The organism is Cupriavidus sp. MEYA8 (assembly GCF_059278825.1).
On the sequence record NZ_CM181221.1, the window covers coordinates 2,813,904 to 2,837,166 of the forward strand.

At 66.4% G+C, this 23,263-nt stretch carries 22 protein-coding genes; 7 read left to right on the plus strand and 15 right to left on the minus strand.

Annotated features, from left to right (window positions below):
• The first annotated feature begins 111 nt into the window (after positions 1-111).
• The 7 genes from AC5WJ1_RS13115 to AC5WJ1_RS13145 all read left to right on the plus strand — a co-directional run bounded on the left by AC5WJ1_RS13115 (position 112) and on the right by AC5WJ1_RS13145 (position 6,534).
• Positions 112-711: an RNA polymerase sigma factor gene (locus AC5WJ1_RS13115; RefSeq protein ID WP_133092481.1), complete on the plus strand. Its 600-nt coding sequence runs from the start codon at positions 112-114 to the stop codon at positions 709-711.
• Positions 708-1,454 carry an anti-sigma factor gene (locus AC5WJ1_RS13120; RefSeq protein WP_135705777.1) on the plus strand — a complete coding sequence of 249 codons (747 nt, stop codon included), beginning with the start codon at positions 708-710 and terminating at the stop codon, positions 1,452-1,454. Before AC5WJ1_RS13115 ends, AC5WJ1_RS13120 begins: the two co-directional genes overlap by 4 nt.
• Positions 1,455-1,574: 120 nt before the next feature.
• Entirely contained in the window at positions 1,575-2,993 is a 1,419-nt protein-coding gene (gene argH / locus AC5WJ1_RS13125) for an argininosuccinate lyase (RefSeq protein WP_195427256.1), read from the plus strand.
• A 296-nt stretch (positions 2,994-3,289) separates the two neighbouring features.
• Positions 3,290-3,889 carry a TRAP transporter small permease subunit gene (locus AC5WJ1_RS13130; RefSeq protein ID WP_133092484.1) on the plus strand — a complete coding sequence of 200 codons (600 nt, stop codon included), beginning with the start codon at positions 3,290-3,292 and terminating at the stop codon, positions 3,887-3,889.
• A gap of 12 nt (positions 3,890-3,901) precedes the next feature.
• Positions 3,902-5,623, plus strand: a complete 1,722-nt coding sequence (locus tag AC5WJ1_RS13135; RefSeq protein WP_195427255.1) for a TRAP transporter large permease — start codon at positions 3,902-3,904, stop codon at positions 5,621-5,623.
• 271 nt (positions 5,624-5,894) lie between these two features.
• A complete protein-coding gene (locus AC5WJ1_RS13140; RefSeq protein ID WP_195427353.1) occupies positions 5,895-6,131 on the plus strand; it encodes a FitA-like ribbon-helix-helix domain-containing protein in 237 nt (78 codons plus the stop codon).
• Positions 6,118-6,534 (plus strand): type II toxin-antitoxin system VapC family toxin, encoded by a 417-nt coding sequence (locus AC5WJ1_RS13145; protein WP_195427254.1) that lies wholly within the window; start codon positions 6,118-6,120, stop codon positions 6,532-6,534. Before AC5WJ1_RS13140 ends, AC5WJ1_RS13145 begins: the two co-directional genes overlap by 14 nt.
• Positions 6,535-6,587: 53 nt before the next feature.
• Here AC5WJ1_RS13145 and AC5WJ1_RS13150 read toward each other — a convergent pair whose 3' ends face one another.
• The 15 genes from AC5WJ1_RS13150 to AC5WJ1_RS13220 all read right to left on the minus strand — a co-directional run bounded on the left by AC5WJ1_RS13150 (position 6,588) and on the right by AC5WJ1_RS13220 (position 23,239).
• Positions 6,588-8,858, minus strand: a complete 2,271-nt coding sequence (locus AC5WJ1_RS13150; RefSeq protein WP_195427253.1) for an arginine/lysine/ornithine decarboxylase — start codon at positions 8,856-8,858, stop codon at positions 6,588-6,590.
• Between the two features lie 159 nt (positions 8,859-9,017).
• Complete coding sequence (gene dcd, locus AC5WJ1_RS13155) at positions 9,018-9,584, minus strand: dCTP deaminase (protein ID WP_029046089.1); 567 nt, start codon at positions 9,582-9,584, stop codon at positions 9,018-9,020.
• A gap of 121 nt (positions 9,585-9,705) precedes the next feature.
• Entirely contained in the window at positions 9,706-10,536 is an 831-nt protein-coding gene (locus AC5WJ1_RS13160) for a formate dehydrogenase accessory sulfurtransferase FdhD (RefSeq protein WP_195427252.1), read from the minus strand.
• A gap of 64 nt (positions 10,537-10,600) precedes the next feature.
• Positions 10,601-10,987: a hypothetical protein gene (locus AC5WJ1_RS13165; RefSeq protein WP_195427251.1), complete on the minus strand. Its 387-nt coding sequence runs from the start codon at positions 10,985-10,987 to the stop codon at positions 10,601-10,603.
• 36 nt (positions 10,988-11,023) lie between these two features.
• Complete coding sequence (locus tag AC5WJ1_RS13170) at positions 11,024-12,256, minus strand: formate dehydrogenase subunit gamma (protein WP_494476160.1); 1,233 nt, start codon at positions 12,254-12,256, stop codon at positions 11,024-11,026.
• Between the two features lie 64 nt (positions 12,257-12,320).
• The gene (locus AC5WJ1_RS13175; RefSeq protein WP_133092491.1) at positions 12,321-12,557 is read right to left on the minus strand and encodes a hypothetical protein; all 237 of its coding nucleotides are present in this window, start codon (positions 12,555-12,557) and stop codon (positions 12,321-12,323) included.
• The gene (gene fdh3B, locus AC5WJ1_RS13180; protein ID WP_133092492.1) at positions 12,554-13,279 is read right to left on the minus strand and encodes a formate dehydrogenase FDH3 subunit beta; all 726 of its coding nucleotides are present in this window, start codon (positions 13,277-13,279) and stop codon (positions 12,554-12,556) included. Before fdh3B ends, AC5WJ1_RS13175 begins: the two co-directional genes overlap by 4 nt.
• A gap of 26 nt (positions 13,280-13,305) precedes the next feature.
• Positions 13,306-16,344 carry a molybdopterin-dependent oxidoreductase gene (locus tag AC5WJ1_RS13185; RefSeq protein WP_195427250.1) on the minus strand — a complete coding sequence of 1,013 codons (3,039 nt, stop codon included), beginning with the start codon at positions 16,342-16,344 and terminating at the stop codon, positions 13,306-13,308.
• 69 nt (positions 16,345-16,413) lie between these two features.
• The gene (locus tag AC5WJ1_RS13190) at positions 16,414-16,629 is read right to left on the minus strand and encodes a formate dehydrogenase (RefSeq protein ID WP_063240102.1); all 216 of its coding nucleotides are present in this window, start codon (positions 16,627-16,629) and stop codon (positions 16,414-16,416) included.
• Between the two features lie 123 nt (positions 16,630-16,752).
• On the minus strand, positions 16,753-17,385 hold the full coding sequence (locus AC5WJ1_RS13195; protein ID WP_135705793.1) for a TorD/DmsD family molecular chaperone: 633 nt from the start codon (positions 17,383-17,385) through the stop codon (positions 16,753-16,755).
• A 27-nt stretch (positions 17,386-17,412) separates the two neighbouring features.
• The gene (locus AC5WJ1_RS13200) at positions 17,413-19,638 is read right to left on the minus strand and encodes a 4Fe-4S binding protein (RefSeq protein WP_195427249.1); all 2,226 of its coding nucleotides are present in this window, start codon (positions 19,636-19,638) and stop codon (positions 17,413-17,415) included.
• A gap of 99 nt (positions 19,639-19,737) precedes the next feature.
• Entirely contained in the window at positions 19,738-20,397 is a 660-nt protein-coding gene (locus AC5WJ1_RS13205; protein ID WP_195427248.1) for a DUF3306 domain-containing protein, read from the minus strand.
• Positions 20,398-20,419: 22 nt separating this feature from the next.
• Positions 20,420-20,968, minus strand: a complete 549-nt coding sequence (locus tag AC5WJ1_RS13210) for a DUF3305 domain-containing protein (protein ID WP_195427247.1) — start codon at positions 20,966-20,968, stop codon at positions 20,420-20,422.
• A gap of 26 nt (positions 20,969-20,994) precedes the next feature.
• A complete protein-coding gene (gene apbC, locus AC5WJ1_RS13215; RefSeq protein WP_195427246.1) occupies positions 20,995-22,083 on the minus strand; it encodes an iron-sulfur cluster carrier protein ApbC in 1,089 nt (362 codons plus the stop codon).
• The gene (locus AC5WJ1_RS13220; RefSeq protein ID WP_255519660.1) at positions 22,067-23,239 is read right to left on the minus strand and encodes an RNA-guided endonuclease InsQ/TnpB family protein; all 1,173 of its coding nucleotides are present in this window, start codon (positions 23,237-23,239) and stop codon (positions 22,067-22,069) included. Before AC5WJ1_RS13220 ends, apbC begins: the two co-directional genes overlap by 17 nt.
• Positions 23,240-23,263: the final 24 nt, after the last annotated feature.

A 23,263-nucleotide genomic window follows, 5' to 3' on the forward strand; every position in this document is an offset into this window, starting at 1 on the left:
CCCGTTGGCCGGGGTGCCTGGCTTGCGCCTGTCACTTCTACGCACGCGCCGCGCGTTTGGATGCGGCGCTACCTATAATCCGGCAAAGCTCCCTTGCAAGGACCCGTCCCGGTGCCGTCCTCCCCCCAGCCGTCTTATGCCGCGCCCGCCGGTCCCGACCGGCTGGAGGCGCTGCTGCAGGCCGTGGCCGTGGGCGACCGCCAGGCACTGCGCGGCCTCTATGACCTCACCGCAACGAAACTGTTTGGCCTCGCGCTGCGTATCACTGGCAGGCGCGATTGGGCGGAGGATGTCGTGCAGGAAAGCTTTGTCAGCATCTGGCACCACGCCGGCGACTATCGGCCGCATCTGGCCGCGCCGATGACCTGGATGACAGCGATCGTGCGCAACCGGGCGCTCGACAGCCTGCGCCGCGCCGCCGCCGCGCGCGTTGCGCAGACCGTCGAGCTGGAAGAAGACCTGGGCGAGTGGCTGGCCGATGACGCCGCCGGCCCCGCCGAGCTGGCCGATGCCAGCCAGCAGGCGCGCGCGCTGAACCGCTGCCTGCAACGGCTGGAGCAGGCGCAGCGGCAGGCGATCGTGCTCGCGTACCTGCACGATCTGAGCCATGCCGAGCTGGCGGCACGGCTGCGCGTGCCGCTGGGCACAGTCAAGTCCTGGGTGCGCCGCGGCCTGGAGCGGCTGCGCCACTGCCTGGAGGCGGCGACATGAAACTGGCCGCCCATCCCGAGCTGCTCGATCGCCTTGCCGCCCAGTACGCGCTTGGCGTGCTGCGCGGTGGCGCGCGCCGGCGCATGGAACACCTCGCGCGTGAAGAGCCGGCGGTGCACGCCGCCATCCTGCGCTGGCAGGACCGGCTGGCCGGCGTGTCCGAGTTGCAGGCCACAGCGGAACCGGTCGACAAGGTCTGGTGCGGCATCGAAGCCCGGCTGGGCTGGAAGCCGCCCGTTGAGGCCCTCAAGCCTGCCAGGCCCGCTGAAGTCGCGGCGGCCGGCTGGTGGCAGCGGCTGTGGTCGGCTCCGGTGTTCTGGCGCGGCGCCGCGGCGGCAATGGCCGTGGTGACAGTGCTGTCGATCGGGATCGGCATGCAGGTGGCGCAACAGCGCGAGGCCCCGCCGGCCGCGGTCATCGCCGTGCTCAACGACGACCAGGCCCAGCCCGCCATGCTGGTGTCCTGGGATGCGGGCGCGCGCAGCCTGATCGTGAGGCGCCTGGATCACGTAAAGCTGAGCGAGCAACAGGTGCTGCAATTGTGGGCCCTGCCCGCCGGCGGCAAGCCGCGCTCGCTCGGCGTGATCGGCCGGGCGCCGCAGGTCCGCCTGGCGATGGCAGCCCCCCCCGCCGCAGTGCCGGCCCTGGCGGTCAGCATCGAGCCGACTGGCGGCTCGCCCAATGCCGACGGGCCGAGCGGCCCGGTGGTGTTCAAGGGGCCTGTGCTCCACAGCCCGCTGTAACCGGCGGCCGGCCGGCGCCGCCATGCCCCTGGCGGACGATATAATCCCGTTTTTCCCAAATTCTCCAACTGCCTCGCGCCCCGGCGCCCGCCAGCCGCGAGCCAAATGCAGCCGACGTCCATGTCCACCTCCCAACTTGCCAAGAAAGGCGAAGCCTGGTCCGCCCGCTTCTCCGAACCGATGTCCGACCTGGTGAAGCGCTACACCGCCTCGGTGTTCTTCGACAAGCGCCTGGCCCTGTTCGACATCCAGGGTTCGCTGGCCCACGCGGCCATGCTGGCCAAGCAGGGCATCATCGCCGAGGCCGACCGCGCCGAGATCGAGCGCGGCATGGCCCAGATCAAGGGCGAGATCGAGGCCGGCAGCTTCGAATGGAAGCTGGACCTGGAAGACGTCCACCTGAATATCGAGGCGCGCCTGACCGCGCTGGTCGGCGATGCCGGCAAGCGCCTGCACACCGGCCGCTCGCGCAATGACCAGGTCGCGACCGACATCCGCCTGTGGCTGCGCAGCGAGATCGACAACATCATCGCGCTGCTCGGCGCGCTGCGCGTGTCGCTGCTGGACCTGGCAGACAAGAACGCCGACACCATCCTGCCGGGCTTCACCCACCTGCAGGTGGCGCAGCCGGTCACCTTCGGCCACCACCTGCTGGCCTACGTGGAAATGTTCACCCGCGATGCCGAGCGCATGGCCGACTGCCGCAAGCGCGTCAACCGCCTGCCGCTGGGCGCCGCCGCGCTGGCCGGCACCAGCTACCCGATCGACCGCGAGTTCGTGGCGCAGCAGCTGGGCTTTGACGGCGTCTGCCGCAATTCGCTGGACGCCGTGTCGGACCGCGACTTCGCCATCGAATTCTGCGCCGCCGCCGCGCTGGTGATGACGCACGTGTCGCGCTTCTCGGAAGAACTGGTGCTGTGGATGAGCCCGCGCGTGGGCTTTATCGACATCGCCGACCGCTTCTGCACCGGCAGCTCGATCATGCCGCAGAAGAAGAACCCCGACGTGCCCGAGCTGGCGCGCGGCAAGACCGGCCGCGTCAATGGCCACCTGATCGGCCTGCTGACGCTGATGAAGGGCCAGCCGCTGGCTTACAACAAGGACAACCAGGAAGACAAGGAGCCGCTGTTCGACACGGTCGACACCGTGGTGGACACGCTGCGCATCTTCGCCGACATGGTGCCGGGCATCACCGTCAAGCCGGAAGCGATGCGCGCCGCCGCGCTGCAGGGCTACGCCACCGCCACCGACCTGGCCGACTACCTGGTCAAGAAGGGCCTGCCCTTCCGCGACGCCCACGAAGCCGTGGCCCACGCCGTGCGTGCCTGCGACAGCCGCCAGTGCGACCTGGCCGACCTGACCGTGGCCGAGCTGCGCGACGTGTCGGGCCTGGGCGACAAGGCCGCGCTGATCGGCGACGATGTGCATGCCGTGCTGACGCTCGAGGGCTCGGTCGCCGCGCGCAACCATGTCGGCGGCACCGCGCCGGACCAAGTGCGCGCTGCCATTGCCGACGCACGTACGGCGCTGAACGGCTGACCCCACAGACCCCACTTCGGCGGGGACACCGGCAAGCCGAGACGGGAGCACAGGCTCCCGTTTTTCGTTTGCGTGCACCAACGCACCGACTTCTGTTGTTTATTGCGCAAAGCCGCGGAAAACAGGCGACGTTCGATAAGTGCCGCAAAGAGCGAATTCGGCCCATTTTTGCACATTATTGGTGCAAAAACATCGAAAAATGTGATCCACTGGGGATTCACCCTAAAGATGTAGGGCGGGTAGCGCCGTAGACTATCGCGCCACCCCTGTATCCCAAAAATCCCTAGGACGATCACATGTCTTTCCTTATGAGGATCTCGCGGCTTATCGACGCCGTGAACGAATTCTTCGGGCATTGGGCGAAATGGCTGATCCTGCTTGCCGTACTGGTCTGTGCAGGCAACGCCATCATTCGCTACACCTTCAGCGTCAGCTCCAATGCATGGCTTGAACTGCAGTGGTACATGTTCGCGGGGGTGTTCCTGCTGGGTGCCCCTTACACGCTGATGCGCGACGAGCATGTGCGCATCGACGTCATCGCCGGTCGCTTCTCCGAACGCACTCAGGTCTGGATCGACATTTTCGGCTTCCTGCTGTTCCTGCTGCCGATCTCACTGATCATCCTGTGGCTGTCGATCCCTTACTTCTGGCTGTCGTATGCCGGGCATGAGATGTCCGGCAACGCCGGCGGGCTGATCCGCTGGCCCGCCAAGTTCCTCATCGTAGCGGGCTTTTTCCTGCTGATCCTGCAGGGTCTGTCCGAGCTGATCAAGCGCTTTGCCTACCTGAAGGGCGAACTGCCGTTCTCCGCCTTCCGCAAGCACGCGGTCGATCCGGCGCTGGAGATCGCCGCAATCGCGCAAGCCAACCAGACCGGCCCGTCTGAAAAACAATAAGAGGCGCGCACGATGACGCAATTCCTGATCGCGAACATGGCCCCGATCATGTTCGCCTCCCTGGTCGTATTCCTGCTGTCGGGCTTCCCGATCGCGTTCGCGCTTGCCGCCAATGGCCTGCTCTTCGCCTTCATCGGCATCGAGCTGGGCATGCTGCCTCCCGAACTGCTGCAGGCGCTGCCCAGTCGACTGTTCGGCATCATCGAGAACGATACGCTGCTGGCGATCCCGTTCTTCACCTTCATGGGCCTGATCCTGGAACGCTCAGGCATGGCCGAGGACCTGCTCGACACCATCGGCCAGCTGTTCGGCCCGATCCGCGGCGGTCTCGCCTATGCGGTGATCTTCGTCGGTGCGCTGCTGGCGGCAACCACCGGCGTGGTGGCTGCTTCGGTGATCTCGATGGGCCTGATCTCGCTGCCGCTGATGCTCAAGTACAAATACGACAAGCGGCTGGCCTCGGGCGTGATCGCCGCGTCGGGCACGCTGGCGCAGATCATCCCGCCGTCGCTGGTGCTGATCGTGCTGGCCGACCAGCTGGGCCGCTCGGTCGGCGACATGTACAAGGGCGCCTTCGTACCGGGACTGGTGCTGACCGGCCTGTACATGGGCTATGTGCTGCTGATCTCGCTGATCAAGCCGGCCGCAGTGCCCGCGCTGCCGATCGAGGCCCGCACCTTCCGCGAGCCCAGCGGCAAGAGCGGCGCGGCTTCGGTACTGGTGCTGACCGCACTGTCCGTCGCGGTGGGCGTGGCCGTTGACATGCTGTACAAGCCCGAGGCACCGCTGGACGAGCGCCTGGTGATCTCGGTGGGCGCTGCGATCCTGTTCGCCTTCGTGCTCGCGGTCATCAACAAGGCGCTCAAGCTGAACCTGCTGTCACAGATGGCGGAAAAGGTCACCTTCGTGCTGATTCCGCCGCTGGCGCTGATCTTCCTGGTGCTCGGCACGATCTTCATCGGCGTCGCTACGCCGACCGAAGGCGGCGGCATGGGCGCACTGGGTGCGCTGATCCTCGCCCTGCTCAAGCGCCGCCTGGACCTCGGGCTGACACGACAGGCAATGGAGGCGACGCTGAAACTGTCGGCCTTCGTGATCTTTATCCTGATCGGTGCGCGGGTGTTCTCGCTGACCTTCTACGGCGTGGACGGCCATGTCTGGGTGGAGCACCTGCTGACCGCCTTGCCCGGCGGCCAGGCCGGCTTCCTGGTTGCGGTGAACGTACTGTTCTTCCTGCTGGCGTTCTTCCTCGACTTCTTCGAACTGGCTTTTATCCTCGTGCCCCTGGTTGGCCCTGTGGCGGACAAGCTTGGCATCGACCTGATCTGGTTCGGCGTGCTGCTGGCGGTGAACATGCAGACTTCGTTCATGCACCCGCCGTTCGGCTTTTCGCTGTTCTACCTGCGGTCGGTGGCGCCGCGCGAGGTAAAGACCGCCGATATCTACTGGGGCGCGGTGCCGTTCGTGGTCATCCAGTTGATCATGGTGGCGTTGATCATCGTCTTCCCGGGCCTGGTCACCACCGGCGGCCACAAGGCCCAGGACCGCAGCGTGACGCGTGACCTTTCCATCGACCTGGACAGCGCCAGCCCCAGGCCATCGGCGCCGAGCCTGTCGGTGCCGGCCCCGGCCGGGCAAGCGGGCGGCGGCGAAGGTCTGGAGTTGCCGGCCCAGCCAGCTACGGAGAGCGAGCCGTCGGCGCCCCAGTTCGAGTTCGAGAAAAAGAAGAACTAGAGCCGGCATCGTTCGGATCCGCAAGGCCCAAAAGCCCCGCAAGCGCTGCGGGGCTTTTTTCTTTCGCGCATTGCGAATCGGCTTATCGACCAGCATGCCGGCACGGCGCAGACTGCTCTCACCTCCACCCACCTGCAAGGGAGCCGTGCCCATGGACACCATTGCCTTGCCGCACCCCGCCGCCAGCCGGCGACGCCTTCAATCGTTCCTTATCGAGCGGCACGACGCTATCAATGCTAGCATCAGCGCATCCCGTGATAAGGAGCGCAAGATGGCAACCCTGATCGTTCGTGGCATCGATGAATCCCTGGTCCAGCGCCTGCGCGAGCAGGCCGCCGCCAATGGCCGCAGCGCCGAGGCCGAGCACCGGGCCATCCTGGCGCTGGCACTGGGCGGCACGCGCCGGCGCAGCTTTGCCGATGTGCTGGCCAGCATACCGGACGTCGGCGAGGATGCCGATTTCCAACGCGCTCAGGATTCTGGCGAGGCGCCGCGTGTATTTGATTGATACCAATGTCGTCAGCGAGGCACGCAAGCGCGAACGCGCCAATCCCGGCGTGCGCGCGTTCTTCCGGCAGGCGGCGCGCGATGGTTCGACGCTCTACCTGTCCGCGCTGACCGTGGGGGAGTTGCGGCGCGGCATTGCGCTGATCCGCCATCGCGGCGACACGGCGCAGGCCGAGGCGCTGGAGCAATGGCTGACGGCCGTGCTGCAGGATTTCGGCCGGCATGTGTTGCCGGTCGATGCCGATGTCGCCCAGATATGGGGGCGGCTACGCGTGCCGCGCCCGGAGCATGCGCTGGACAAGTTCATTGCCGCGACGGCGCTGATCCATGACCTGACGATCGTCACGCGGAATGTGGGGGATTTCAGCGGGACGGGGGTGGAGTTGCTGAATCCGTTCAGCTAGAAAGAAAACGCCCCGCATGCGCGGGGCTCATTCCTGTGCCGGACTCGCTTGCTTCAGGCCACCTGCTTCACGCAGTCGACGAAGTAAGCCTTCTTGCCGTCCACCTCGTCCTCCACCAGACCGTGGATATCGGTTTCGAACCCCGGGAACAGCTTGTTGAACTCGCGTGCGAACTTCAGGTACTGCACGATGGTGCGGTTGAAGCGCTCGCCCGGGATCAGCAGCGGGATGCCCGGCGGGTACGGCGTCAGCAGGATCGCGGTGACGCGGCCTTCGAGGTCATCGACCGGCACGCGCTCGATCTCGCGGTGCGCCATCATGGCCCACGCATCCGACGGCTTCATCGCCGGTTCCATGTCCGACAGGTACATCTCGGTGGTCACGCGCGCCACGTCGTTGGCCTTGTACACGCTGTGGATCGCATCGCACAGGTCACGCAGGCCCATGCGCTCGTACTGCGGATACTTGCCGACGAACTCCGGCAGCACGCGCCACAGCGGCTGGTTCTGGTCGTAGTCGTCCTTGAACTGCTGCAGCTCGGTCACCAGCGAGTTCCAGCGGCCCTTGGTGATGCCGATGGTGAACATGATGAAGAACGAGTACAGGCCCGTCTTCTCGATGATGATGCCGTGCTCGGCCAGGTACTTGGTGACGATGGCCGCCGGGATGCCGCGCTCGCTGAACTCGCCATCAACGTCCAGGCCCGGGGTGATGATGGTGGCCTTGATCGGGTCGAGCAGGTTGAAGCCATCGGCCAGGTCGCCGAAGCCGTGCCAGCGCTCGTTGGCCTTGAGCATCCACTCTTCGCGGTCGCCGATGCCGTCTTCGATCAGGGCCTCCGGGCCCCACACCTTGAACCACCAGTCGCCGTTGTTGCCGGCATCGTAGTCGCCCTCGACCTTGCGCATGGCGCGGCGGAAGTCCATCGCCTCCTGGATGCTCTCTTCCACCAGCGCGGTGCCGCCCGGTGCTTCCATCATCGCCGCCGCCACGTCGCACGAGGCGATGATCGAGTACTGCGGGCTGGTCGAGGTGTGCATCAGGTACGCCTCGTTGAAGCGGTAGCGGTCCAGCTTGCGCGTCTCGGAGTCTTGCACGAGGATCTGCGAAGCCTGCGACAGGCCCGCCAGCAGCTTGTGCGTGGACTGCGTGGCGAACACCAGGGCGTCCTTGCTGCGCGGGCGATCGCGACCGATCGCGTGCATGTTGTGATAGAAGTCGTGGAACGCCGCGTGCGGCAGCCAGGCTTCGTCGAAATGCAGCGTGTCGATCTCGGCCGCCAGCATATCCTTGATCTGCTCGGCGTTGTACAGCACGCCGTCGTAGGTGCCCTGCGTGATCGTCAGGATGCGCGGCTTCTGGTTCTTGGCCTTGCTGGCGAAGGGGTGCGCGGCGATCTTGCGCCGGATCGTTTCCGGATCGAACTCGCTTTTCGGGATCGGGCCGATGATGCCGTAGTGGTTGCGCGTCGGCATCAGGAACACGGGGATCGCGCCCGTCATCATGATCGCGTGCAGGATCGACTTGTGGCAGTTGCGGTCCACCACCACGATGTCGCCCGGCGCCACGTTGGCGTGCCACACCATCTTGTTCGACGTCGAGGTGCCGTTGGTGACGAAGAACATGTGGTCCGAGTTGAAGATACGCGCGGCATTGCGCTCGGACGCGGCCACCGGACCGGTGTGGTCGAGCAGCTGGCCGAGTTCGTCCACCGCATTGCAGACGTCGGCGCGCAGCATGTTCTCGCCGAAGAACTGGTGGAACACCTGGCCCACCGGGCTTTTCAGGAACGCCACGCCGCCCGAGTGGCCGGGGCAGTGCCACGAATACGAGCTGTCCTGCGCGTAGTCGATCAGCGCCTTGAAGAACGGCGGCGCCAGCGTATCGAGGTACACCTTGGCTTCGCGGATGATGTGGCGCGCCACGAACTCGGGGGTGTCCTCGAACATGTGGATGAAGCCGTGCAGCTCGCGCAGGATATCGTTGGGGATATGGCGCGAGGTGCGGGTTTCGCCGTACAGGAAGATCGGCAGGTCCGAGTTGCGGCGGCGCACTTCGGCAACGAAGGCGCGCAGCTTTTCGATCGCGGCAGCTTCCGGCTGATCGTCGCTGCTCACGAACTCATCGTCGTCGATCGACACGATAAAGGTCGAGGCGCGGCTGGACTGCTGCGCGAACGACGTCAGGTCGCCGTAGCTGGTCAGCCCCATGACCTCCATGCCCTCTTTCTCGATCGCCTCGGCCAGCGCGCGGATGCCCGAGCCGGAGATGTTCTCGGAGCGGAAGTCTTCGTCAATGATGATGACGGGGAAGCGGAATTTCATCGGGCATCCTTGATGGAAAGCAGGACATAAAGGACTTGAGCCACATGGCCGGCAGGGGTTCCCCTGCGACGGCGACATGTGGCTCTCACGTCAGGTCTTGGCACCCCGCGCGGCTATCGCGGAGCGGCCGTTCCGGCAAACGCCGGCATTGTAATGCGATCAGGTCTTCGGCAGTGTGACACCATGCTGGCCCTGGTACTTGCCGCCCCGGTCGGCGTACGAGGTTTCGCAGACTTCGTCGCTCTCGAAGAACAGCACCTGGGCGCAGCCTTCGCCGGCGTAGATCTTGGCGGGCAGCGGCGTGGTGTTGGAGAACTCCAGCGTCACATAGCCTTCCCATTCCGGCTCGAACGGGGTCACATTGACGATAATGCCGCAGCGCGCGTAGGTGCTCTTGCCCAGGCAGATGGTCAGCACGCTGCGCGGGATGCGGAAATATTCCATCGTCCGCGCCAGCGCGAAGGAATTCGGCGGAATGATGCAGACATCACCCTTGAAGTCCACGAAGGACTTCTCGTCGAAGTTCTTCGGGTCGACGATGGTGCTGTTGATATTGGTGAATATCTTGAATTCATCGGCGCAGCGGATGTCGTAGCCGTAGCTCGAGGTACCGTACGACACGATCTTGCGCCCGTCGGCCTCCCGGACCTGGCCTGGCTCGAACGGCTCGATCATGCCGTGCTGCTCCGCCATGCGGCGGATCCATTTGTCGGATTTGATGCTCATAGAGGTTGGGAGGTAGACACACTGGCTCGGAGTGCGCCGCATTGTACAACCATTCCGCCCGCGTTCCGTTGAGACAACGCCGCATCCGTCGACAGGCGATGAAGTGGCCCTTGAGCCACAATCAAGCTACGGCGTCCTCGGGAATCCGATGACGGAACCGTTCGCGCCCGGTGTAGAGCAGAAAATGCTTGCCGGTGCAGCGCGCGAACAGGGTCAGGTTGACCCGTGTGGCCATCTGGTATCCCATCTGCGTCACGCCCGAGCGCGACAGCAGGAACGGGATGCCCATCTGCGCGCCCTTGATGACCATTTCCGAGGTCAGGCGGCCGGTGGTGTAGAAGATCTTGTCGGCGCCGCTCATGTCTTCCAGCCACATGCGGCCGGCAATGGCATCGACCGCGTTGTGGCGGCCGACGTCCTCGACAAACATCAACAGCTCGGTCCCCTTGAACAGCGCGCAGCCATGGACCGAGCCGGCCTGCTTGTACACCGACTGCTGCAGCCGGATAGTGTCGATGATGCCGTACAGGGTGTCCTGGTCGAGGATCGTATCGACCGGCAGGCGGATGCTGTCGACCTCGTCCAGCAGCGAGCCGAACACCGTCCCCTGCCCGCAGCCGGTGGTCACCACGCGGCGCGCGGTGCGCTCCTCGATGCGGTCGACGCCGGTGCGGGTGGTGACGGCGGCGGATTCGGTTTCCCAGTCGACCTGTACCGCGGCGATGTCCTCGATCGATTCGACCAGCCGCTGGTTGCGCAGGTAGCCCAGCACGAGGTGCTCGGGCGCGCCGCCCAGCGTCATCAGCGTGACCAGTTCGCGCTTGTCCAGGTAGACCGTCAGCGGGCGCTCGCCCGGCAGGTAGGCCGCGCGCACGCGGCCCTGCTCGTCGACGACTTCGACCTCTTCGATCAGCGGAACGGCTGCCTGGGTAAGCTCGGGACGCAGGGTCATGACAGGAAGGCTCAGGGCTGCTGGAAGGTGCCCCGTGCCGTCCAGGCGAGCATCGGGGCTGCGGTTATGGTGCCTTTGCGGGAGATTGTACTGCGCCGGGCGCAACCGGTTTGGCGTCGGCACCGGTGCTTGCGACCGCGGGCGCCGGCACCGCTGGGGGCGACGCCGCCACGGGCGCAACGAACGGTCCCGGATCGGTACACGGCGGGGTCTGCACCGCCGCGCGCGCGTCCTTGCCCTGTGCCTGGCGTTCGGCGTAGTAGCGTGTCGCGATCTTGTCCTGCGCACGGCACAGCTGGAAGGCAGCGACCTTGTCCGACCACGCGGCGCGGGCCTTGGTCTCCGCGGCCTTGGCCTGCTGGGCTTCGCTGGGTGGCGGCAGCTTGGCCAGCGCGCCGGCACTCAAAGTGGCCCCGGCGGCCAGGGCGATCAGCGTCAGGGTGCGTGTCATGGTCGATGCTTCCCGAAGTATTGGTGTCCTGCGTGATCAAGCTTCGCCGGGGGTATGCCGCGCGGCCCGCCCGGCCGCCGCATCCGGACTGGCGGGACCGGTCGAACGCTGCGCGGGAATCTTGCCGGACTGGATGTCGTCGTACCAAAGCTCGTGATGCTCCTTGGCCCAGGCTTCGTCGACCCAGCCGTCGCGCATGGCGCGGTACGCGCCTTCCATGCCGACCGTGCCCATGTAGATATGGCCGCACGCCATCGCGATCATCAGCACGGCGGAAATGCCGTGGATCACGTTGGCGATCTGCATGGTCGCGCGGTAGTAGTCCATGCCCGGCACGATCATGTCGAGCACCCAGCCCGAGGCCGACAGCACGATGCCGAAGATAAACACGCCGACCCAGAACCACATCTTCTCGCCGGCGTTGAAGCGCCCGCTCGGCACGTGCTTGCCGGATGCCAGTCCGCCCAGGCTGGTGACCCAGCGCACGTCGTCGCGGCCCGGCAGGTTATCGCGCACGAACACCACGAAGGCGACGATCACCGACAGCGTGAAGATGGGCCCGACCACGTTGTGCAGGTTCTTCAGGATGTAGCTGAGCCAGCCGAACAGCATGTGCCCCATCAGCGGCAGCAGGAAATGCTTGCCCAGCAGCATGATGATGCCCGACACCGCCAGCACCACGAACGAGATCGCCATGGTCCAGTGGACGATGCGCTCCAGCGGCGTGAAGCGTTCGATCATGCGGCCGGTGCGCGGCTCGCGCAGCGGGATGGTGCCGCGCCACAGGTAGAAGCCCAGGATGGCCAGCGGCACCACCAGCAGCAGCCAGCCGCCCCAGACGGTGATCACGCCGTTGCGGAACAGGCGCCATTGCTGGCCGGTGCGCTGGATCAGCACGCCGGCTTCCTTGTCGGGCAGGCTGCTGTAGTGACGCTGGTCGGAGTTGACCTCGCGCCAGACCGGCGCGTTGTTGCCGGGCTGCGTGACGGTGCGTTGCTGCTGCGACTGGGCCTCGGCGGCGATGTCGTGGCGCGGCACGTTGAAGATGTTTTCCGATGCGATGCCGGCCAGTGGCTGGGCCGGATGCGTGGCCGGGTTGTTGGCATCGGCGCTGCCCGAGGCGGTGGCCGGGCCGGTCGACGGCCCCGGTGCGGGAGCCTGGGCCGCGGCGCTTCCGGCCACGGCCATCAGTGCCAGCGCGCCGGCCGCCAGCCAGCGGCGCCACCCGGCGCCCTGCCCGCTGCGGCATGCATTGTGCGACGGCGTCATACGCCCTCCTTCAGGTCATCGGGAGCATGCGCGCGGATCGCGGCGCCTGCCCACTGCGGCGCATTCATTGCACGCGGTTGTACTCGTTCTGGTACTGGTTGCGCTGGCGGATCTGGTTATGCCAGCTGGTCTTGTCGCCCGCGGTCCAGCCCTTGGCCACGAAGGGGTCGTCGGGCGCGCCCTGGTACGCCTGGGCGTCGGCCTTGCGGTGCGACTGGTTGATGGTCTGCGGCTTTTCGCCGCACGCGGCCAGCAGCGCGCCGCACAGTGTCAGCAGGACGATGGCGCAGGCGCGGCTCATGATGTCTGCCCTCCCTGAACGCCGGTTGCGGCGGGGGTAGCCGGTGCAGCCGGTGCGGCTGGCGTGGAGCGGGCCCCGGGCGCATCCGGCGCGGCGGGACCAGCCGGCGCTGCCGGCGCCCCTGGCGCGGCCTTGGGCACGCCATAGGCGGTGCCCCAGCCGAACACGTCGCCGCCGGTACCGCGCTTGATCACGCGGTTGCGCAGGATGTCGGCAATCACATCGCCATCGCCGCCCAGCAGCGCCTTGGTCGAGCACATCTCCGCGCACAAGGGCAGCTTGCCTTCGGCCAGCCGGTTGCGTCCGTACTTCTCGAATTCGGCCTCGCTGCCATTCTTCTCCGGGCCGCCGGCGCAGAACGTGCACTTGTCCATCTTGCCGCGCACGCCGAAGGTGCCGGTCGACGGGAACTGCGGCGCACCGAACGGGCAGGCATACGAGCAGTAGCCGCAGCCGATGCAGACGTCCTTGTCGTGCAGCACCACGCCGTCGTCGGTGCGGTAGAAGCAGTCGACCGGGCACACCGCCATGCACGGTGCGTCGGAGCAATGCATGCAGGCCACCGAGATCGACTTCTCGGCGCCGACCACGCCGTCGTTGACGGTCACCACGCGGCGCCGGTTCACACCCCAGGGCACCTCGTGCTCGTTCTTGCAGGCCGTGACGCAGCTGTTGCACTCGATGCAGCGCTCGGCGTCACAGATGAATTTCATGCGTGCCATGATGTTCCTCTGCTCTGTCCTGTGGCTTATGCAAACCGCTCGATCTGGCAAACGGTGGTCTTGGTCTCCTGCATCATCGTCACCGAGTCATAGCCATACGTGGTGGCGGTGTTGACGGCTTCGCCCCGCACCACCGGCATCGCGCCTTCCGGGTAGTAGTCCTTCAGGTCCTTGCCCTGCCACCAGCCCGAGAAGTGGAACGGGATGAAGGCGGTATCCGGCCCGACCCGCTCGGTCACCAGCGCACGCACCTTCAGCGCGGCGCCGGTCGGCGTCCTGACCCAGCAGAAGTCGCCATTGCGGATGCCGCGATCGGAAGCCGCGCGCGGGTTGATCTCGACAAAGTTCTCCTGCTGCAGCTCGGCCAGCCACGGGTTGGAGCGGGTTTCCTCGCCGCCGCCCTCGTACTCGACCAGCCGCCCGGAGGTCAGGATGATCGGGAACTTCTCGTAGACCTTGTTCTCGATATTGCGCTGCTGCACCGACTTGTACAGCGTCGGCAGCCGCCAGAACGCCATCTTGTCGTCGTGGGTCGGGTACTTGGCGACCATGTCGGGCCGCGTGGAGTACAGCGGCTCGCGGTGCTGCGGGATCGGGTCCGGGAAGTTCCACACCACTGCCCGCGCCTTGGCATTGCCGAATGGGTGGCAGCCATGGTTCTTCAGCACCACGCGCTGGATGCCGCCAGACAGGTCGGTCTTCCAGTTCTTGCCCTCGGCCTTGGCCTTCTCGGCATCGGTCAGCTCGTCCCACCAGCCCAGCTTCTTCAGCAGCACGTGGTCGAACTCGGGATAGCCGGTGGTGATCTCCGCGCCCAGCGAGTACGAACCGTCCTCGGCCAGCAGGTTGACGCCGTCGCGCTCCACGCCGAAGTTGGCGCGGAAGTTGCCGCCGCCGTCCATCACGTGCTTGCTGGTGTCATACAGGTTGGGCGAACCCGGGTGCTTCAGCTCCGGCGTGCCGTAGCACGGCCACGGCAGGCCAAAGTAGTCGCCGGTCAGGTCGTAGCCCGTGACGGGGTCCTTCCCTTGCTTGCAGCGCAGCGTCTTGACGTCGAACATCTGCATATTGCGCATATGCGCTTTCAGCCGTTCGGGCGACTGGCCGGTGTAGCCGATGGTCCAGTTGCTGGCGTTGATTTCGCGCAGGATCGATTCCGGCTCCGGCTCCATCCAGGTGCGGCCGGCGCGCTTGACCTCGATCAGCTTCATGTTCTTCGACAGCTCCTTGCCAAAGCCAAGCTTGTCGGCGAACGCCTGCATGATGGTTTGGTCGGGCATCGATTCGAACAGCGGCTCGATCACCTTCTCGCGCCATTGCAGCGAGCGGTTGGAGGCCGTGCACGTGCCCGAGGTCTCGAACTGCGTGGCCGCCGGCAGCAGGTACACGGCGCGGTTCGGGTTGACCTTGTCGCCCTCGGCCGGCGGCATGTTTGCCATGGCCGCGGTCGCTGACGGATACGGGTCGATCACCACCAGCAGGTCGAGCTTGTCCAGCGCCTTCTTCATCTCCAGGCCGCGCGTCTGCGAGTTCGGGGCATGGCCCCAGAAGAACACGCCGCGCACGTTGTTGTCCTGGTCGATCAGCTCGTTCTTCTCGGTGACGATATCGATCCAGCGCGACACCGTGGTGCCGGACTTCTCCATCATCGTCTGCGAGGCGAACTGCTTCTTGATCCATTCATAGTCCACGCCCCACACCGCCGCGTAGTGCTTCCATGCCCCGGTGGCCAGGCCGTAGTAGCCAGGCAGCGAGTCGGGGTTGGGCCCGACGTCGGTGGCGCCCTGCACATTGTCATGGCCGCGGAAGATGTTGGCGCCGCCGCCCGCCACGCCGATATTGCCCAGCGCCAGCTGCACCAGGCACGACGCGCGCACGATCGCGTTGCCGATGGTGTGCTGGGTCTGGCCCATGCACCACACCAGCGTGCTGGGGCGGTTCTTGGCCATGGTCTCGGCAACCAGGTAGACCTGCGCCTCGGGCACGCCGGTCACTTCCTCGACCTTGTCGGGCGTCCACTTGGCCAGCACCTCTTCCTTGACCTTGTCCATGCCGTAGACGCGGTCGTGCAGGTACTTCTGGTCTTCCCAGCCGTTCTTGAAGATGTGGTACAGCATGCCGAACAGGAAGGCGATGTCGGTACCCGAGCGAATGCGCACATAGTGATGCGCCTTGGCCGCGGTGCGCGTGTAGCGCGGGTCGACCACGATCACCTTGCAGCCGTTTTCCTTGGCGTGCAGCAGGTGCAGCATCGACACGGGATGCGCCTCGGCCGCGTTCGAACCGATATACAGCGCTGCCTTCGAGTTCTGCATATCGTTGTACGAGTTCGTCATCGCACCGTAGCCCCAGGTATTGGCGACGCCCGCCACCGTGGTGGAGTGGCAGATGCGCGCCTGGTGGTCGGTGTTGTTGGTGCCGAAGAACGAAACCCACTTGCGCAGCAGGTACGCCTGCTCGTTGCTGTGCTTGGACGAGCCGACGAAGAACAGCGAGTCCGGGCCAGTCTGCTGGCGGATCTCCTTCATCTTCGCGGTGATCTCGTCGAGCGCCTGGTCCCAACTGATACGCTGGTACTTGCCGTTGACCAGCTTCATCGGGTACTTCAGCCGGTATTCCCCGTGGCCGTGCTCGCGCAGCGCAGCGCCCTTGGCGCAGTGCGCGCCCAGGTTGATGGGCGAATCGAACACCGGTTCCTGGCGAATCCACACGCCGTTCTGCACCACCGCGTCGACCGCGCAGCCGACCGAGCAGTGGCCGCATACGGTGCGGCGCACGACGATGCCGCTCTTGCCATCGGCGGCGCCCTTCTTGTCGTCGGCGGCATCGGCCTTGCGCAGCAGCGTCAGTTGCGACGCCGCCAGGCCGGCACCGACGCCGATGCCCGAGCGCTTGAGGAAGCTGCGGCGGTCCATGGTCGGCATGGCGCCGGCCAGGCTTGCGGCGAGCCGCTGTGAGAGGCGTCCGGTTCCGGCTTGCGCGCCGGCAGGATCGTGCCGGTTGGCGAGGCCGTCAGCGAGGCGGGCGGATGCGCCCTGCGCCGCGCGTTTGCGGGTCAAGATCATGTCTCACCTCAGATGCGGACGAGAGCCGTCCGTTTGCTGGCGGCGCGGCGAACCACGCCGCCCTGGCACTTACACCAGTGTGGTCCGGTAGTACTTGCGAATGTGTTCTGAGACCCGGTAGCCCTTGCTGTCCGACGGGGTGTCGGCGGGTTCCGGCAGAGCGGCGGCCTGGTCCGGTAGTGCCGGCCCACGCGCTGTCAGCGCTGCCGCACCCGTTGCGGCAGCCACAACTCCAGCGCCCGCGAGAAATGAGCGGCGCGCGACCCGGGTTGGCTTCTCTCTCATGTGGGGGGGCTCCTCGGCTGTCAAAGCCCGATGGTTTTCGCCGTTATGCGTTGTTATGCATATTCTAGAAGCATCTTGCAGGAAAGACCATGATATGCAAGGGTTTTTCCTGACCTGCGGTCCTTAGTTCATCTCCAGCGCCAGCGCCTCGACACTGGCGAACGCGGCCAGCAACCCGGCGGCGCCGCGATAGAAACGCGCCTGCGGGTGCGCGATCACCGCATCGCACAATTTCTCGACCCAGGGCTGCAGGTGCTGCGCGTAGAAGCGCTGCTGCTCGCCGAGGTTGGACACCGACAGGTCCTCGCCAGCCACCAGGAAGCGCATCACCTCGCACAACGTGGCGATGTGGTCCTCGGTCTCGCTGACGCCGTCGTGGCGCTCCAGGCCATAGCGGGCCAGGTCTTCGCGCAGCGCCACCAGCGGACGCTCGTTGAGAAAGCCGGTCAGGTAGAACGAGCCATACAGGAACACATCCTGCCGGCCCACGCCGACGAATAGCTGCCGGTATTCCTCTTCAACCTCCGCCGCCGTGGTCTCGGCTGCTGCAGCGCACAACGCATTCCACGCCTTGCCCAGTACCGTATCGGCATCTTCGCCGACGGCGCGGTTGGCCGCGATGTGGTGCAGCAGCGCGGCATCGGGCGCACGATAGAACAGCGTGGCCAGCAGGCCGTACAGGTCGGCGCGGGCGGTGTCCTCGGCATCGTCGGCGTGCGGTGCCGCGGTGAGCTGGATCGGCTGGAAATCTGTCATGTCGTGATGAATTGTGTCGATGGAGGCTCAGCGCAGCGTGGTGCCGCTCACAGTGCCGCTCACAGTGCCGCTCATGGTCCCGCTCATGGTCCCGCTCTCGTGCTCCATCATGTCGATCACGCGGCAATCCGGGCACATCTTCAGCCGCTCGGCGGCGGCGCCGGAAAATGCCGGGTGGCCGGCCAGCCGGACCAGCATCGATTCCACCATCTGCGCCGTGCCGAACGGCTTGGCGCAGCGCACGCAATGGAACGGCTGGGACTCGTTGAGCGTGACCGGGCGGCGCGCGGCTTCGCCGGCCAGCAGGCGCGGCACCAGCGTAATCGCATCTTCCGGGCAGGTCTTTTCGCACAGGCCGCACTGCACGCAATTGCGTTCGATCAGGCTCAGCACGGGGCGCTCGGGGTTGTCGCGCAGTGCCTGCGACGGGCAGGCGCCGACGCACGCCATGCACAAGGTGCACTTGCCGGTATCGACAGCAATCGCGCCAATCGGCGCGGCCGCCGGCAGCGGCACGATGTCGGCGGGCACCGGCGCGTGGCGCACCAGGTGGTCGAACACGAAGTCCAGCATCTCACGCTTGGCCGCAACGGCGCCGAACGGCGCCGGCGGCAGCGCATTGCGGCCCGGACGCAACGCGGACAGGCCGGCATCCAGCGTGGGCGTATTTGCCGCCTCGACCAGGGACAGCACGTCGGCGTCATAACCCAGTCCCGCCAGCAATGCGCGGGCGACTTCCATCTGCTCGCGCAGCGCGGTGCGGTACTGCGGCGCCTCATCGCCGGTGAGCAGCACCGCCACGCGGCTGGCACCCCAGCACAGCGCAGCCAGCCACAGCTCCAGCCCGGCCGCGGCCGGGTGGAACAGCGACAGCGGCATCACATTGGCGGGCACGCCGGCGGCACGGCCCGCGCGCGCGGCGCGGCCCAGCGCCAGCAAGGCGGGCGTGCCATATTCCTCGCCGTGCAGCAGCACGACCGGGTCGCGCGCGCCGGCCTGCCGGTAGGCGGCCAGCAGCGTACGCAGGCGAGTGCCGGTCGCCTCCGGGCCGGGATAGCCGTAGCTGATGGCACCGCTGGGGCACACCGTGGTGCACGCCCCGCAGCCCATGCACAGGTTGGGCGTGACCTCGATGCGGCCCTTGCCGTCATGCCAGCGCGACTGGATCGCCCGGGTCGAGCAAATGTCGATACAAGCCGTGCAGCCGGTGGTCTGGTTGCGGCCATGCGCGCACAGGCTGTCCTTGTAGCGGAAGAATTTCGGCTTCTCGAACTCGCCTACCAGGCCCGCCAGCGTCAGCGCCAGCGCCTGCTGCCGCGCCGGGTCGGCGCCGGCATGCAGGTAGCCTTGCGGGGGCTGGTGCATGGTGAAGGCGGGTTGGTCGCACAGGTCGAAGACCAGGTCGAAGCGGCCTTCCATGGTGCCTTGCGGCCGGTCGAAGTCGATGGCCGCGGCAGCGCCGCAGGCGCGCACGCAGTCGCGGTGCGAGCGGCAGCGCGACAGGTCGATCTGATAGCTGAAATCGATCGCGTCTTCCGGGCAGGCATCGATGCAGGCATTGCAGCGGGTGCACAGGTCCAGGTCGATCGGGTTGCTGCGTCCCGCGCCGGTTTCCCAGCTGGCCTCGAAGGCGCCGAGCCAGCCGGCAAGCGCGGACAGCCGTCCACTATGTACCGGATAGGTACGTCCGAAAGGCTGTGCGGCAGCGCCCTCGCCCGGCGCGCTGCCCGTCAGCAGCACCGTGACCTCGAGCTGCATGGCCGCGAGCCGTTCCGCCCAGGGCAGCGCGCGCTGCCCTGGGCCCAGCACCAGCACCGAGCCGTCGGAGCGGTAGTCGACCACGGGCACCGGCTCCGGCTCGGGCAACGCGGCCACCGCCAGCAGCGCGCCGATCTTGGCATTGGCGGTCCGGGGATCGCGCCGCGCGCCCTGCGACCAGCCGCCGGTCTCGCGGATATTGACGAAGCGGACCGGGGCGGTCACCATCGGGCGGCCATCCTGGCCCTGGGCGGTCTGCGCGGCAACTTCGGTAAACAGCGCGCGCTCCTGCGTGCAGGCCACGATGACATCGTCGGTGCCGTCCAGTGCGGCGGTGAAGGCGCCGATTTCGCGCCGGCACAGCAGGTGGTGGACCTTGAGCGGACCTTGTTGCTTGTCTTGTTGCTGGCCTTGCTGCGGGCCCTGGCTGGCTTCCGACAGCGCCGCCCCGTCAAGCGGCATGGTGTCGTTGCAATTGCAGATCAGCGTCGGCATGGCGAATGCGTGCTGACCGGACCGGACGTCCTTCTTGCGAGGGTCTGCGGCCCGGCGGATTGTGGGGAAGCCTATTGTAGGCTGCGCTGCCCGGTGGGGCTACGCGCACTTATCCGGATCTTGCGGACCTTGCGGGCCTTGCGGGCCCTGTTTTGCGCTTTGACTGGCCACCGGCGGCGGCGTTTCGGAGGATGCGGGTATGTCCGTAGCGCCAGCCGGGTCGCTGGCCACTGCGGGCGCCGCCGGCGGTACATCGTCCGGTTGTGCGGCGACTTGTGCGTCCGGTTGTGCGGCGACTTGTGCGTCCGGCTGTGCGGCGGCTGCGGCCGCCTGGGCCGCAGCGCGCTCCTCGTCGGTCGGCTCGAACAGCCCCAGCGACTCGGCCTGGCGCAGCTGGCGCAGGATCCCCGGCGGGACCGGGTCGGGCTTGCCGTAGTCGTCGATGTAGGTGTCGAGGCCGTCCATCACATTGAAATGCGGATCGGCAAACAGCGTCTTGAGCGCGGCGCGCTTGACCGATTCATCGACGCCGCGCGCGACGAAGCGGGCGATATTGTCGCCGGGACGCAGCGCCGCCACGTCGGCCAGGGTCGGCAGGGGGACTTCCGGGCCGGCCTCCGGCACCCCGGTCGCAGCCTGCGGTGGCACGGGCAACGGTGATGCCTCGGCAGGCGGCAGCGGCTCCGCCGGCACGGCCACGCCCTCCCGCACCGCGGCCTTGCGGCGCGACCAGCGTGACAGGAAGGACGAATCGCTCATCGGCGTATGCGAAACAGCAAGGTCAGTAGCGCGCGCGGTCCTGCGGCGCCTTGAAGGATTCGGGCCGGCGCCGCTGCTTCGGCTCGGGCCGGTAATGCTCGTTGACGTAGGCCTGCAGCCAGTCGCGCTGCTCCGGTGCCAGCGGCACGTTCTCGACGATCTCGCCGGCGTCGAGCCAGCGGCCGGCTTCGTTGTACGACAGCGTGACCGTCATCGGCACGGGGTGGGCGTCTTCACCGGTGCCGCCGCCGTCCTCGTCCTCGGGCATGCGCCACAGCACGAACCAGCATGGCGTGGTCGAGGTCAGGTTCAGGTAATAGCCCTCGCCCTGGTCGCGGAACAGCTCGACCTCGAAGCCGGGATACAGCCAGCGCGCGCCGTGTTCGTCGTGTTCCAGGCAGACCGCGTGCGTGCCGAACTCGCCCAGGTCCGGCAGCACCGCGTCGAGCTGCCATTTCCATGGCTGCCAGCGGTTGGCCAGCGCCACCTTGCGCATCACCACCGCCATGGTGACGGCGGGACGGGCGCCGGGTGGCGGCGACTGTGGCAAGGGCGTGGTTTCGGCTTCCATGGCTGCTGGCGCGGCAAGCCGCGCGCTCAGGTGTTCTGCACGACGATGCTCGGGAACTTGCTGGTCATGTCGCGCGCCTTGTCGGCGACCTTGATCGCCACCTTGCGCGCGATGCCGCGGTACAGCTCGGCCACGGGGCTGTCCGGTTCGGCCACCACGGTGGGACGGCCCGAATCGGCCTGCTCGCGGATCTGCAGGTTCAGCGGCAGGCTGCCCAGCAGCTCCACGCCATAGTCGGCGCACATCTTCTCGCCGCCGCCCTGGCCGAAGATATGCTCGACGTGGCCGCAGTTCGGGCAGCAGTACACCGCCATGTTCTCGACGATGCCGAGGATGGGGATGCCCACCTTCTCGAACATCTTCAGGCCCTTCTTGGCGTCGAGCAGCGCGATGTCCTGCGGCGTGGTGACGATCACCGCGCCGGTGACCGGCACCTTCTGCGACAGCGTCAGCTGGATATCGCCGGTGCCCGGCGGCATGTCGACGATCAGGTAGTCGAGGTCGTGCCAGTTGGTCTGGCGCAGCAACTGCTCCAGCGCCGAGGTGACCATCGGCCCGCGCCACACCATCGGGTTGTCCTGCTCGATCAGGAAGCCGATCGAGTTGGCCTGCACGCCATGGCCCTCCAGTGGCTCCATGGTCTGGCCGTCGGCGGATTCGGGGCGGCCGTCGATGCCGAGCATCATCGGCAGGCTGGGGCCGTAGATATCGGCATCGAGCATGCCCACGCGCGCGCCCTCGGCGGCCAGCGCCAGCGCCAGGTTGACCGCGGTGGTGGACTTGCCCACCCCGCCCTTGCCCGAGGCGACGGCAATCACGTTCTTCACGCCCGGCAGCAGCTTGACGCCGCGTTGCACCGCGTGAGCGACGATCTTCATGGTCACGGCCACGCTGACGTTGGTGACGCCCGGCACTTGCCGCACCGCGGCAACCACCAGCTTGCGGATCGGGTCCAGCTGGCTCTTGGCGGGATAGCCGAGTTCGACTTCCAGCGAAACCTCGCCGCCGTCGACCCGGATGTTCCGGGCCGAGCGCGTGGACACCAGGTCCTTGCCCGTGTTGGGGTCGATGACGGTGCGCAGGGCTTCGGTGACCTGCTCAGTGCTGACGCTCAAGACAAACTCCGCTTGGTTTTTCTGACTGTGGGGGATGGCCCGTACGGCCGGCGCCATCTGCTGGACTGGCACCTAATGTATCAAAGTTTGACGTCTTCCCCTGCCTAAGGAAGGGGATTCCCACACCTGGCGATGCACGTCCGCATCGGAGAATGTTCAGCGCAGCATTGGTATCACGGTCATGCACGACACCACAGCGACTACAGGTCCACTCTCTTATTCGCAGTCCTGCGATACCTTTCGGCCGCGTCGTGCTGTCATTCGAACCGCACGCCGAACAGGACTGGGTAGAACCGCTTTCGTTCACTTCCTCAAAGGTGGCCCCGTGCGCAATCGCTTTGTAGCGGAGCTTGTCCCGGAAGGACGACCAGGATGCGTCGTAGACGCTTTTCGCCATCTTGGTCCTGGCGAGTTTCACAGCCGACACGTTGCCAACTGCGATGTAATCGAAGCGGCGGACGAGGTCGAGCGCAAGCTTGTGCTGGAAGTCGGCGCGGGAATTCGCCACCTTGACATGCAGCTTGGCGATATGCCGCTTGTGCTTTCGCGCACGCTGCGCCTTGGCCAGTCGTTCGGCAGCATGCCGGCCAAACCGGTCATTGAAAAACTTCTCGCCGGTCGAGAGCGTCGCGAAGTCCTTCAAGCCAAGGTCGATGCCGACGCCAGCTTGAATCGGGCGTGCCGGCACATCCGGAATCTCGATCACAATGTTGAGAAACCAGTTCCCGCGCGAATCCCGCGCAAAGTTTGTGCCGTCCTTGATCTTGCCTTCGGGCAACGGGCGGCTGTTGAACACGCGAAAGGTATTGCCGGCAAAGCGAAACGCCTCGCCTTCTCGTTTCAGATCGCGGCCCTTCAGGGGCACCCAGCCCAGGCACTTCCTGCCGCGGTATCGCAGATAAGTACGGCGATGCTGGCTGCGCGATTTAGCGTACTGCTCGCACGTCGCATTGACGGTGCCGGAATGGATACAGAGTTCCTTGCTGCTGCCAGTGGTCAGCACATTCAGATCGAACCCGCTCGGCCACTTCTTACCCCATTTGAGCGCGTGCTTCTGCGTGTCATTGCAGAAGTTCCAGACGAAGTTCACCGCTCGGCTCTGCCTGTTGAGCAGGCCGTTGAGCGACTTGACCCGGTAGCGGTAGACGAGAATCATGCCGCTCATTCTAACGTTGGAATG